Consider the following 13,996-nt stretch of genomic DNA (forward strand, 5'->3'; position numbering starts at 1 on the left):
TGATGAAATTATCGGAGCCAAGCTGAATCAGCTAATTGGGGCTGAAGTGATAAAAGGATATTTATAGAAGAAATAAATGCATTTAAGTTATGTCAAAAGAAAAGCTAAGAGAGAAGTTGGATACATTACCAAAGGAGAATGTCATTAATCTGATGATGAGCCTTTACAATGCAAGCAAGGAAGCAAAGACCTACTTAGAGTTTTATCTTACGCCCGACAGTTATGCCGAGGTGGAGAAATACAAGAAGATAATACAAAATGAGTTTTTCCCTGCTCGTGGCTTTTCTGAAAAGCCATCGTTCGCTACATGTCGCAAGGCTATCACTGAATTTAAGAAGCTGAAACCTGCACCAGAATGCTTAGCCGACTTGATGCTCTTTTACATAGAGCAAGGCTGCGAATATACGATGACTTTTGGTGATATGTGGGAACAGTATTATGTTACTTTGGAGAACAACTTTGAGAAAGCGATGGAGTTCATTTCCCTTCACGGACTACTGCCCAACTACAACGAACGGATAGAACGCATGCTCAATGCCACGGACTGTGGATGGGGATTTTCGGATACGTTGTGGGGTATATATAGCCAATACCAGTCTTCGTAATCCTAATAAAATAGCTGAGAATCTATAGAGAATAGAACTGGCACAGAATAATCTGCAACACAAGAAAGGCAAATAAAATTGTAGATATAAAACTTTTGAAGGAGGAGAAAAAATCTCCTCCTTTTTAGTTCTTCATATAATAATATTTACTATATTTGTAAACAATCATATAATATTTATGGAAAGTCCAACTAATAGAATTAAAGAGGTGCTTATCGAGAAAGGGATTAAGCAAACATGGCTTGCAGAGAAACTCGGTAAGAGTTTCACGATTGTAAACTCCTATGTTTGCAATCGTCGACAGCCAAGCCTCGAATTGCTATTTCAGATAGCAGAGATTTTGAAGGTTAATCCAAAGGAATTGATTAACACCCCAGATGAGTAACTTTATTATGGCAGAGCATAAAACATTTATCCGCTTTTTCAACGACCGTGAAGTTAGGGCGGTGTGGGACGAGGAACAAAACTGTTGGTGGTTTTCAGCAACAGATATTGTTCGTGCTATTAACAATGAACCAGACTATACTAAAGCCAGTAACTATTGGCGATGGCTTAAAAGGAAGTTTAAGCAAAAAGATGTCGAACTCGTGAGTGCCACTCACGACTTCAAGTTTGAAGCTCCTGATGGGAAGTTACGTGTGGCAGATGTTCTTAATAGTGAGGATGTTGTATTGTTGGCAAAGAACTACCCCAACAATCGTGCTAATGACTTTCTTGATTGGTTTACCTACAGCGACAACACCATTGATGGGCAGAGTAAGAAAAAAGCTTATCAACTCTTTGAAAGTGACATCTTGCAAACGGCAGAACCTGGCAGTATCAAGTGTCTGCAACAGATACATGCTTATCTCTTTGGAGGATTGTATGACTTTGCAGGACAAATCCGTACCAAAAATATTTCAAAAGGTGGTTTTACCTTTGCTAATTGTATGCACTTCCCTGAAACCCTGCAAGCAATAGAGCGAATGCCAGAAACAACCTTTGATGAGATTATGGACAAATATGTAGAAATGAAAATTCGTGCAAACGAGTACCATGTGAACGAGTTCACTAATGGTAGAGTGCAGCCGAATTTATGCAACGTAGCCAATCCTTTTATGGAGGGTAATGGTCGCAGCACCCGTATTTGGCTTGATCTGATGTTTAAGCATTCTCTCAAGCGGTGTGTGGATTGGAGTCAGATAGATAAAAACGAATATCTATCGGCAATGCGTGAGAGTGTTTCTGACAGCACGCACATCAAAGCTTTGGTACAACCTGCCCTCACTACAAAGATTGATGACCGAGAAATGTTTATGAAAGGAATTGATTATTCGTATTATTATGAACAAAATGATTAAAATTATAGATTAATGTTCTACAATATCATACAACGAAAAAGGAACGAATGGTTAGGGCGTGAAGACTGCCCTATCAAATCTTTACTCTCATACATTGAAAGTAAAGGAATGATGCGTGATGCGCAAATTGAAGCAATCAAGACCTATCTGTTCCTGAAGATTGAATGCAACAACAAGCCCTTATGGAGACTTTTCATAGAGGGTGATTTCTTGTCTCTCAATCTTGATGATTTGAGGCTGACAGCCAAAGCGAGAGATATCCTTGCATCTAATAAGGCAGCTGCTTCGCTTTACGAATATGCCTGTTTGAAAGATGACAAAGGCAATTTGTCTGCCACAACTTTAAAGAACTTCATTGAAGAGAGCCCTGATACAATAGATTATGTTTCAGTTTTCAAGAGAATGTTCTATAATGTTGCTTATCCTGATTATATATTCAGCCTTCCAATGGGAGCAGGCAAAACCTACCTCATGGCGACGTTTATCTATCTTGACTTGTATTTTTCCCTGAACGAACCAGACAATCCTGCTTTCGCTCATAACTTCATGGTGCTTGCCCCATCAGGTCTTAAGTCATCCATTATCCCGAGCATCAAAAACATTCAGGACTTTGACCCGACTTGGATTCTACCAGATCCAGTTGCTTCCCAACTTAAAAAAGAAATACAATTTGAGATACTCGATGAACAAAAGACCGCACAAAAAAGTAATCTTGTTAAGAATCCGAACGCACAGAAGATAAACAACCACCAACCGTTTGAATATCTTCGTGGACTGGTGGCTGTAACCAATGCCGAAAAGGTAATACTCGACAAGGTTGATAAAGACAAAGGCGATGACCGTTCCTTATATACTGAAAAGGAATGGGATGAAGTCAAAAACTCAAACGAACTCCGTAATATTATTGCAAAGATTCCACATCTTTCTATTTTCATAGATGAAGTACACCATGCTTCCGATGGAGACATTAAACTTCGTCAGGTTGTAAACAAGTGGACTGAAGCCAAAACGTTCAATTCTGTTTTAGGTTTTTCAGGTACTCCTTATTTTCCCTCTGCTGATGCAGTAGAGATAAGTTCAGACTTATCTTTGCAGAACAAGAATCTTTCAAACGTAGTCTATTACTATCCACTCATCCAAGGAGTTGGTAATTTCCTCAAAACCCCATCAATCAAAATATCGAATGGTGAATCCGCGGCTATTATCAGAAAAGGAGTCGCTGAATTCTTGGAAACATACGGCGGTTTAGTATATGAGAATGGCACTTGCGCCAAGCTGGCAATCTATTGTGGGCGTATCGACAATTTGGAAGAAAACATTTATCCAATTGTTTCAGACCTCATTAGCAAACATGGTCTCAATCCAACTGACACCATCCTTAGATATCATGGTGGTAACAAAGAATATTCCATAGCCGAGGATGCAGCCATACAGTTTGCTTCACTCGACACCAGCTTGTCAAAAATAAAGGTGGTGCTATTGGCACAAATTGGTAAAGAAGGCTGGGACTGTAAGAGTCTCTCAAGTATTATTCTGCCACAAAAGGGTGCTTGTCCTCAAAACATGGTACTTCAAACCAGTTGCCGATGCTTGCGTCAAGTTGTGAGAAACGAGAAGGAGACTGCTCTTATCTGGCTCAACGAGGAGAATGCCCGAATCTTGAACAATGAGTTAGATAAGCAGCAACACACTTCGATAGAGGAACTCAACAAGGCTGCGAACAGCAAGTTACATTCCCTGCAACGCTTCTCTCGTATGGAGGAATTGCGAGTTCCTCCCATCGACTTCTATCAGTTAAAGGTTTCTTATCAGACATTGGTTCTGGAAGAAGAATTAAACACTTCCGAAGAATTGAATAGTAGCGACATCCGTACTGAAAGTACTTCAATACTTATCAGTCAGCAAAACCTGAAGGGAGAAATTATCAAGAAAGATAGTGAACTCCTTCAGGATGAGGAGCAAAACCAGCCTATCACTTTCAATGCCTGGCTACATCTCATCACAAAAGAAAGCTTCGGCACATTGACGAGCCAGCAGCTTAAGGCATACACGTCGCAGCTTCAAGATATCTTTGATTCGATTACGGAAAAAAGAGTGGGGGTATGCTATCCTAAAGGCAAATACAATCACAGACAAATTCGCACAAATATCCGTAAGGCATTCATCCCTACACGCACCATAGAAGTGAAGGAAGAAGTTATCCGGGAAACTGCAGCACTTCTAAAGATAGAGAAACTTATATCTCCTATCGAAGTGGCTAATACTTCTAACTACTATCCAGCGCAAGAGGAAGTATTGAAGATTATTGATGCTGACAAAGGAGAAAAGAAACTGAAGGATGCTGTCATGACTACAATAAATACGCTTAAGTCAATGGGAAATCAAGAAGGCACAATACAAGCCTTGCTTGACGACCCCAAAAGTTATGAGGCAGTAGAGGACAGCATTAACAATAATACCTACCATTATCTCCCCTATAAGTTCGATAGTAAGTTTGAAATCAATTACTTCTCCTCATTGCTCCAAACCATTATCCAAGACAAGCAATTGGAGGTATATTTCAATGGTGACGATGAACTGACTGATTTCAAGATCAGATGCTACAAACAGAACGGCAAAACTTGGAACTATATTGGTAAGTATGTCCCCGACTTTCTTTTTCTCAGCCGTGATGAGCAGGATGCCATCAAACAAGTCATCATCATAGAAACCAAGGGCGAAGGGTTTGCTGCCAAGTTTGCAGAACGACGATCATTCATGGATGAATTCGTAAAACGCAACAACGAGAAGTTTGGCTACAACAAGTTCTGCTTCTTGTATATAGAAGATACGCTTACTCAAGCCGAGCAAGACAAAATAACAATCAATGCAATCAATCAATTCTTTAAATAACAGATAATTATGACAATTAAATATATTTCCTACCGTCCAAATGTACTTGAAGGACAAGCTGTTCTTGACAATTTTGCAAGAACCTACCGAAAACTTTATTATCGTGATAATGATAAAGTCATTGAACGCATAGAGCGTGGCATGCCTCTTTACGAAATGGAGTGTCAGGAAATTGTTGGCAATAATCCTAATAACAACATGATCATCCGTGGCGAATGCCTCTCTGCCTGTGCCTATCTGAAAAAGAAAGGCATAAAAGTCGATTTAGTCTATATAGACCCTCCCTTTGCCAGTGGTGCCGATTATGCCAAAAAGGTATATATTCGCCGTAATCCTAAAGTGGCAGAAGCAATTAAGCAAGCCGAATCAGAGATTGATAGCGAAGAACTCCGTAACTTTGAGGAAAAAATGTACGGCGATGTATGGGACAAAGAGCGATATCTGAATTGGATGTATGAGAACCTCATGGCTATTAAATCCATCATGAGCGATACCGCATCTATCTATGTGCATTTGGATTGGCATATAGGGCATTATGTAAAAATCCTCTTGGATGAGATATATGGGGAGGACAATTTTGTCAATGAAATAGTATGGGGATATAAGGATATTGGTGCTAAAGCTGTACCTTACTTTAAGAAGAAGCATGATGTCATTTATTTGTACCAGAAGACAGATGAAAGAGTTTTTAATATTCAAAGACAAAGTCTTTCTTCCAGTACAATTGAACGTTATCATAAATATTTTGATGAAAAAGGACAAATCTCATATCAATCATTAAAAAATAGTAATCCTGGTGTCTTTGAAAATTTAAAAGGGGTTCCTAGTGATTTGTCTGAAATATGGCTAGACATAGCAAATGGCCAGCCATTATCTGATTGGTGGGATGATATATCTCCTTTAAAATCTCATTTTGCAGAAGCGGTCAATTATGCCACCCAAAAGCCAGAAGCCTTATTAGAACGTATCATTAAAGCAAGTAGCAATGAAAAGATGCTTGTTGCCGACTTCTTTGGTGGCAGTGGCGTGACGGCTGCTGTTGCCAATAGGTTAGGGCGTCGGTTTATTCATTGCGACATTGGCGTGAATAGCATAGAAACCACGCGCGACCGCTTGCGTAAGGCTGGAGCGGAATTTGAAGTGATGGAAATTAAAGATGGCGTTTCTCTTTATCGCAACCCTGTTCAGACGATGGACAAACTAAAGAGTTTGATCCCTGGCCTTAGAAACGAGGACAAATTGGATAAGTTTTGGGAAGGAAGCATCCACATACCAAAGAGGGCATGATACCGGTCTATCTTCCCAATCTCATGGATAGCAGTACTCGCCTGTTAGACACCGCCTTGATGAATCGCATCCTCCGAGAGGCTATGCCCGATCTGCCAGATGGCGTGAAAAAGGTTGTGGTCTATTACATTGATATCACCGATGAAAAGGAAATCATGCAGTTCATCAAAGAACAAAAGGACACTATCATTGAGGTAGAGCTGCGCGACTTGAAAAATATACTCGATAATGTGGTCGTGGAAGATGAAGCCGACTATGAATTGAGCGAAACCAACGAGGGCTTGCTAAAGGTTTGGCAAGTTAAAATCAATCGTTTCTTCAGTGACCGAGTCGACAAAAAGATAAAAGAGTTTAACCTTAAAGGACAGGAGCAGGCACTCAAAGGTAAAAAGGACTATAAGCCCATTACCATTAGCGAGGAAGGACTTGAAACCATCGAGTTCCTCAGTCTCGACTGCACTTCTTCTGACACCTCTGCTCCGTGGCACAGTACCTCTGAAATCCTCATCGACCGCCTCGGCTACGTTCGCAAGAATGGTATCGACACCAAATCTTTCTGGGATGGCACAATAACCTCCGACGAAAAGCCTCTCCGCCTCAAGATTAGAAATATTTGTGGGGATGAGACGATATATAACTTGTAAATTATTACTGAATTTATCGGGAATATTTCATATTGGCAATGGAAGTGAACAAGAACATAGAAAATCTTGAATTCTTAAAAGAAGATTATAATAAGGGGCTGGTTTCAGCCCTTATTGGGGCAGGTTTTTCTAAAAATGTATCACCCCTTTACTTGGACTGGACCTCACTATTAGAAGACCTTATAGATGATTCGTTCAAATTGGAAATTAATCAGTATATAGGAAATTACATTCATTGTAATGCAAGAAAATATAACGAGAAGAAAAAGAAAGCCATAAAGAAAACCATAAAGAAAGAATTTGTTGACAGCCTTCTAAACAAGTATGGGTATTTAGGACTTGTTTCGAAATATATTGCTCAAAAGGGGTATAGGGAGGTTATAGAAGATTATATAGAAGAGCGAACACCTTATGCAAAAAAGAATAGTGATAATACGATGTCCCTATATATAAAAGACATAAAGAAGACTGACATTATAGAATCGGACTTTTCTGTACACAAGCAATTGTTGCTATGTGATAAATTTAAAAATATATATACAACAAATTATGATAATCTGTTAGAATTTACTTCAGATAACTTTTTAGAGTCTCAAACTCCTGTGGTAAATACATCATGGCAGTTGTCAGATGGTTTCCAGAAGCGCAGTATAATAAAAATACATGGGTCATTAAGTATAGAAGATGATAGGTTTGAATTTGATGGTGATCAACACTTGCGATATATAATAGCTCAAGAAGATTATGACACCTATATTGAGAAGCATGAGGCTTTTTCTCATTTAATGAGAATTTCGATGCTACAAGGGAAGTTCTGTCTATTGGGTTTTTCTGGTAATGACCCTAATTATATGGGGTGGGTTAAATGGATGAGTGATATTCTTGGGAAAGGAAAAGATAAAGGTCCTAAAATTTACCTTATCACTTTTGATGATAACGAAAGCTCGGATAAGAAACTCTATTATAGCAATCATTATATTAGAGTCATTAATCTTATGAACAACAAGGTTCTTTCTGTACTGGGGTATAATCAATTAGAAATATCTACATTATCATTATCTGCTCCTGGCTCCTATAAAGAAATACTTGAGAGCTTTTTAAAATTCCTTTGTAAAACGAAAGATGTCCGCTTAGAAGAAACAGGTGGTAAAGGAAATAAGACTTTTGAAGATATGCCTGAGACTTCAATAGGGAGTAAGACTACAAAAGTAGAAATAGCAAATGTAGAAAAGGCTATTGCTTTCGAATATAAAAAGTTATGGAATGAGGCAAATACAAAATTCGAGCGTCAAGAAGATTTATCTGAAATTATGGAACGCATTAAAAGCGCGAAACATAACTATCATTTTTGTCAGAATGTCTATAATCAAAAATATTTTATAAAAACAGCTCTTAGAAGAAAAGGAGATCTAGCGGAAGCAGAAGCCTATTTATTTGCACTTGCTGTTAAAGAAACGGGACAGTTGTCTCGCTATTACTCTCCATTATTACAAGATAAGCCGACTTTAGATTCAATTCCACTTTGGCAGGAACTTGTACAAAGAAGCGAAACTCTTGAAGGAAGTACAGAGGTGTTACGGCTTGATATCCCATCTGATTATACTATTTATGAGAATATTCAAAGGAAATTATTTCATTTAGATTTTGAGACAGCTCGTCAACTTTTAGGAAATTGGTATGCAGAAGGTTATTGGTTACAAGCAAGAGCCATGCGATTAGCTGCATTTCATGGAAGTGAAAATGCGTTTAGCATCTTATCTTCATATATTGATAACCTTGAAAATGCACAAGAAAAAATGTATGCATGCGTTTTAGCCAACTATATTTCTTTAAAGTATCCTCGGCCATATAATTTGGAAGTTTTTCTTCAAAATAACATTTATGGACAAGGTGAGATAATCAGTTACATCCTTGAAAAGATGAGAAGTAAAGAAGATAAGCCTAAACAGAGGGGTTGGGTCGGTTCTTCATATAGCCTTTGTTCTAATAACACTCTATATGAGCAAAGCCTGAGATTTTTGCAGTTTATATTTGATACAGGACTGTACTTAAACTTTGGTATTACATCTTTTGTTAATATTAAGGATTGGTATAAAGTTTGTAAGAATCTATTTAGGTTTTTACCATATCCTTGTTTCTTTTATTCAATTCAATATCATGATAAAGATGTATTAAGACGCATTGGACAAGATTATGCCTTTACCCCAGATTTATTAGAAGAAAATAAAGACTTACTACTATCCTCTTTAAAGGCGTATGGAAATCAGTGTACTCCAAAAACGTTCTTATCTGGAATACTAAATATTACAGGTCCTTTATACTTATGTGTAGATGAATCCATTTGGTTCGAGTCCTTTAAAACGAACATTTTTGACTCAATGTTAGCGCAACTTGGTCAGATTACAAATAGTGATGAAATAGTTGAGAATATAGAATATGCCCTATCAAATCTAAAGATTAAGCAAAATATTTTGGTCATCATAAATGACCTTTTGCGTAATTTTCGAAATAACCCCATTGTTGTGGATGGATTTATCCGCAATAACATCCACCTAAATTACTTAAATCAAGAGGCTGATAATGACACAATGACATTACTTGAAGAGTTAATTAATGAATATCCCCAAGTTGATATCACTGAAATTATACATTTCTTCAATAAAAATAACTGTCTTTCTAAAACTCTATTGAAAGCATTTATTAACAAGTTAAAAATGGCAGGGCTTGATGAAATTCCTTCAGAAATATCTTCCTTGTTCTATATATGTATTTTAGCAAAAGATGATGAGGAAATTACTTGTAAGGCTAAACAGAAGTTACTCGAGAAGAATATATGGCATTGTGGCGTTTTAGAAGATAGCAAAGGTTGGTCAACTCCTAACTATATACGTTTACAAGCATTTAATAAAATAATCAAATGGAGTGACCCTGAATTTGAAATTATCGCTGATAATCTCAAAGAGAACATCAATAAATATGAGACTTATGCTGAAAGGCTTCATCAAGACTCATTTATGAGGAATATTCAAATATCCTATTTATCTGATGTGTTACAATTTATAGACTCCTTGGAGATAGAAAGGTCTGAAATGCTGAGTTCGGTAAGAAAACAAGTAGAGAAACTATTGGAGAGTAGAGTTTCGTATAACTCTTTTATTGAAGCGATGCTATCAGAGCAGTCTGCAGATGTTTCTTATGGTATTGATAATATAGTTCAAGGTATTCGTGCATCAGGCTTAGCTCCTTATCATAATGAGATCAATTTTATCGTAGATAGAGCTATCATGGGAGAGAAAAAAGCCATGGCTAAGACTCTTTCTGTAATTGCATGGATTATAGATCTGAATAAAACAGAATTGATAGAAATGAAAATTACCCCCAAACTAAATATTCTTTTAACAGTATATAAAGAACATTGGCAGGAAATGGATGAATTTCGGCCAGACTTAAGTTTTGAAGACTTAAATAACATTGCTCTTTATCTTCAAGAACAAGGTTACAAGGGAGAAATAATTGAATATTGGATACAAGACCCATTTGTCAAAATATTCTTACCTCAATTACATACAGAGAACTGACGAATATCCAATGATACTGAATCATTAATAGTCAGTATGCGTAAAATTTTAATAATATGAAAATGGAACAAAAAAGTAAATGGGGGTTTCTACGAGAAACTCAAAGAAAAGCCGAGGAATCAGGATTGGATAAAGATACAGGCTTATGTCGTACAGGACTGGAAAAGTATCTTCAAGTGATTTATCCAGAAATTGATAGTTCTGAATGGGTACATAATAAACAAGTTGGTAACGGATGCTCAAAACGGCCTGACTACAGATGTGAGAAATTGCATTTGATCATAGAATTTGATGGTGTCCTGCATTATCAAAAACCAGAGGATATCATTAGGGACATTGAGAATCAAATGGAATATGAAACTTTAGAATATCAAATTATCCGTATTCCTTACTTTATCCAATTGACAAATGAAGTTATAGAACAACTTTTTGGGCGAAAAGTTGAGGAGCAAATGTTTCCACCCTCAGTTCCGTCAATGGGTATTAAAGGTAAAAATACTCCTGCATTTTGTTGCATAGAAGGATTAAAAAGAATGGCATCTGATTTTCGTAAATTTCCACAACAATATGAAGTAAACAAGGCTGCTTTAGAAAAAGTCAACAACGAATATCTTACAGGGATTAAAGAATTAGATAAATATTACAAGGAGATAACATCCAAGATTGTTTCTAATCAATAGTACTCAAATTGAGGAAACTTATTTGTATCATGTAAATGTAAGTTACTGATATTCAACATATAATAATTTTGAGGAAGTGAAATAAAGCTGACTAAAGTTTATTAATAAATACAAATGTATCCCAGTAACATAATAAGTTACTGGGATTTTATCCTAAATCGGTCATTAGAAAATTTCGCTTTCATTTTGTCTTGAAATAGAACGAAAGATGCATATTGTGTTAGTATACAGATGCTATAACGATGGAACAGTCTGCTATAATCTGACTTTTTGCACGGAAAAATCTCTAATGACCATTTGGGTTTATAATAACTGTCCATAGCCCCACGCTGAATGACAAGTAAAGGCTGCACTCTGATGAGTAGGGGCTTTACTTGTCATTTTTCATTTTATCTAACTTATCAACGGCATCTGCCAAGTCAAAAGCAAAGGTTTCTGGTTGCTGCAAATATTCCTCTCTCCCCTGTGACAACAGTTCATATAATTCTTGATTCATACGCTCCACATACGAACTAATGGCATATTCAATATCCTCTTTCTGCCACTCCATGGTGGAATTACGATATACTTGCCATTTCTGATGGAAAAAACAGTAGGCTGTCTCGATACTATCTTTGGTTATCATGCGGGGAGGTTTTTAAGTTGACGAGTTAACAAGTGCAGAATAGATAAGTTTCGTCCATAAACAAAACAAATAGACGGTTACCAAAATCTTTTATGCTCCGTAGAATAAGAGTATCCTGCTGCGGATAAACGCTTTTCCAGTTCTTCCCTATCAACATTGAAGTGATAGCAAATTTGGTCGAGATTATCAAACTCCTCATCACGCAACAAAAAGTTAATGGCGGACACCAACATCGGCGTATCATGTAATGGTAAATGCTCCATGTTCCTTTCTCCTATCAATAAATGAATGTAAGTAAAGTGTCATCTGTAACTTTCTACCTTTTCTATAACTCAAAATTTTAACATTGACATCTTTTTCATGAGGATAATTCTCACTCTATCAATTTCTCGCACAACCTACGTTGCAACACGCGGGCATCGAGGACAGACATCTCGCTGCTCATTACGGCAAATGCCAAGTCGTGTCCGTTGCTTCCACGGCAATAACCTGCCAGTGAGCTGATGCCATAAGGATGAGACAGAGTACCCGTCTTGGCGTGTATCTTCCCCCGCGTCTTTGGTCCGGTCATCTCATGAGCCAACGAACCATCAACGCCTGCAATCGCCAAATTCTGCATAAGCATCGTGTGAATACTCTTATCCTTATACCCATACACGAGAATAGCCGTCAACGCTTGGGGAGAAAGATGATTGTAAGTACACAAACCACACCCATCGTGTACGACCAATGAAGTGTCGGTCATACCGAGATCTTCCCTTAAAAACTTTCTAAGATATGCTACTCCCGTGGCTGTTGGGTCGGCTTGCGTGTTAATACGGTTGCCAATGGTGTACAGCAGTGCGGTGGATTGAGTGTTGGAACTATTCTTCCACATGCGCTTAACAACGCGATGGATGGGAGTACCGTATCTGTAAATAACCTTTGAACCAGCAGGCATTGTACCCAACACCACCTGACTGTCAGCGAAAGCGATACCCTGAGTACGCAGCACACTCTTCAAACTCTTCATCACCCGAGACGCACCTTTGTAAAATAAGCCATATCGACTGAAAGATAAATCCCATGGATACCAATGCTCCTCGCTTTTCACAGGTTCCTGTATCACGAGATCTACAAAGATCTTGCCATCCACTCTATTGATTCCTCTCTTCTTTGTTGCCTGCCCAAATCGCACAAGTTCCTGTTCGGTGAACTGTGGATCAAGGCTTCCCTTGAAGGTCAGGTCGCCTTGAAGGACACCGTCAGACACCTTTCCCCGTTGATACAAGCCCGTAATGTACAGATAGTCACTACCCAAAAGATGCAGCCCCGCCACGCCACTGAGCAACTTCAAGCACGACGCTGAAGGTTGTGCTAAGGTCTCGTGGTAGCCATATACGGGCTTATCCGCTGTAAGGTCGTACACATGAAAGGCAAACTTACCCTGCACCCTGGGGTCTTGTGCGAATGCTGCCAACCGAGAACGCAGGCTATCGTCAATAGCAATATCGGGTTGCTTTTCTTTCGTTTCTTTCCGATGCTTATCACCACAAGCCATGAACAGCAGCACGATACTCATCAAAACCAACAACGAAGTTGGCGCAACCGCCATCTTTCTAAAGATTTTCCTCATAGGCTGCAAAGTTAATCATTTCTTTCCTAAACAACTTATCGAAAAGGAGAGAATGAGAAACGCCTTGCTACTCGTCTACTCAAATGTTAGCTCGCCAAAGAAATCTGGGCGATGAAAATCGGGCTTCTCTATATCAATAGGATTCCATGACAGAAAATGTGGTTTCTGTAAGGCATCGCCACACTTATAGAAATTGGCACGAATAGTTCGCCCACTCAAGGGTTTTATTTGATGTTGGAAAAATGTACTCAAAGGGATGATAAGTGCCAATTGCCAATCGTATGTTCCCATTCGTTCCTCAAAAGGACAACGCCCAAAAGTTGACCAACGGTCAATCTTTTCAAGAACTGATAGTGGAGCCAACTCGCGTCCTTCTCTTCCTTTGCCGCAACCCACTAAAATGGTACCTGCACAATTACACTCTATGTTATAATAGGTGTCGTCATCTGCAGGCTGTGAAAAGAATTCGCAGCATGAATCTTCCCAAACACGCCCGTTATCCTCGGTCGCCACAGCTCGCACACTGTCTTCAGACACACAGTAGTGCAAATAAACAGCTGCCTCATCATGAGCCATGCGAAACCGCACCTGTGGTGTATATGGATATTGCTCACGCCAATTGGCAACCGAAATTGTCTCAAACGCAATCTTCTGAGAATCCATAATGGCAGGTATCATCGCAGCTGCGGATGGACGTTGGTGCAATTTTTGTATATTTAATGTCTTCATT

The 13,996-nt window shown here is 38.5% G+C and carries 10 protein-coding genes and 1 pseudogene; 7 read left to right on the forward strand and 4 right to left on the reverse strand.

The window, feature by feature from the left end; genetic code table 11:
- Positions 1-89 precede the first annotated feature (89 nt).
- The 7 genes and pseudogenes from HMPREF9304_RS04205 to HMPREF9304_RS04235 all read left to right on the forward strand — a co-directional run bounded on the left by HMPREF9304_RS04205 (position 90) and on the right by HMPREF9304_RS04235 (position 11,026).
- Entirely contained in the window at positions 90-605 is a 516-nt protein-coding gene (locus tag HMPREF9304_RS04205; RefSeq protein ID WP_036926731.1) for a DUF6155 family protein, read from the forward strand.
- Positions 606-783: 178 nt separating this feature from the next.
- Complete coding sequence (locus HMPREF9304_RS04210; RefSeq protein WP_036926733.1) at positions 784-990, forward strand: helix-turn-helix domain-containing protein; 207 nt, start codon at positions 784-786, stop codon at positions 988-990.
- Complete coding sequence (locus HMPREF9304_RS04215; RefSeq protein ID WP_156104757.1) at positions 983-1,945, forward strand: cell filamentation protein Fic; 963 nt, start codon at positions 983-985, stop codon at positions 1,943-1,945. Before HMPREF9304_RS04210 ends, HMPREF9304_RS04215 begins: the two co-directional genes overlap by 8 nt.
- A gap of 12 nt (positions 1,946-1,957) precedes the next feature.
- Positions 1,958-4,837, forward strand: a complete 2,880-nt coding sequence (locus tag HMPREF9304_RS04220) for a DEAD/DEAH box helicase family protein (RefSeq protein ID WP_036926736.1) — start codon at positions 1,958-1,960, stop codon at positions 4,835-4,837.
- A gap of 9 nt (positions 4,838-4,846) precedes the next feature.
- Positions 4,847-6,768: pseudogene (locus HMPREF9304_RS04225) on the forward strand (DNA methyltransferase).
- A 38-nt stretch (positions 6,769-6,806) separates the two neighbouring features.
- Positions 6,807-10,346, forward strand: coding sequence for an SIR2 family protein (locus tag HMPREF9304_RS04230; RefSeq protein WP_036926738.1), 3,540 nt, complete (start codon positions 6,807-6,809; stop codon positions 10,344-10,346).
- Positions 10,347-10,402: 56 nt separating this feature from the next.
- A complete protein-coding gene (locus tag HMPREF9304_RS04235; protein ID WP_231564464.1) occupies positions 10,403-11,026 on the forward strand; it encodes a putative endonuclease domain-containing protein in 624 nt (207 codons plus the stop codon).
- A 370-nt stretch (positions 11,027-11,396) separates the two neighbouring features.
- On the opposite strand, the gene HMPREF9304_RS04240 is transcribed toward HMPREF9304_RS04235, so the two are convergent.
- The 4 genes from HMPREF9304_RS04240 to HMPREF9304_RS04250 all read right to left on the reverse strand — a co-directional run bounded on the left by HMPREF9304_RS04240 (position 11,397) and on the right by HMPREF9304_RS04250 (position 13,995).
- Positions 11,397-11,651: a BAR domain-containing protein gene (locus tag HMPREF9304_RS04240; RefSeq protein ID WP_036926741.1), complete on the reverse strand. Its 255-nt coding sequence runs from the start codon at positions 11,649-11,651 to the stop codon at positions 11,397-11,399.
- Between the two features lie 77 nt (positions 11,652-11,728).
- A complete protein-coding gene (locus HMPREF9304_RS13985; protein ID WP_081953644.1) occupies positions 11,729-11,914 on the reverse strand; it encodes a DUF4250 domain-containing protein in 186 nt (61 codons plus the stop codon).
- Positions 11,915-12,024: 110 nt separating this feature from the next.
- Positions 12,025-13,266 (reverse strand): D-alanyl-D-alanine carboxypeptidase/D-alanyl-D-alanine-endopeptidase, encoded by a 1,242-nt coding sequence (locus HMPREF9304_RS04245; protein ID WP_052045886.1) that lies wholly within the window; start codon positions 13,264-13,266, stop codon positions 12,025-12,027.
- A 75-nt stretch (positions 13,267-13,341) separates the two neighbouring features.
- The gene (locus HMPREF9304_RS04250) at positions 13,342-13,995 is read right to left on the reverse strand and encodes a carbohydrate-binding family 9-like protein (protein ID WP_036926788.1); all 654 of its coding nucleotides are present in this window, start codon (positions 13,993-13,995) and stop codon (positions 13,342-13,344) included.
- Position 13,996: the final 1 nt, after the last annotated feature.

This window comes from Hoylesella timonensis S9-PR14 (genome assembly GCF_000762405.1).
Taxonomy (GTDB): domain Bacteria; phylum Bacteroidota; class Bacteroidia; order Bacteroidales; family Bacteroidaceae; genus Prevotella; species Prevotella timonensis_A.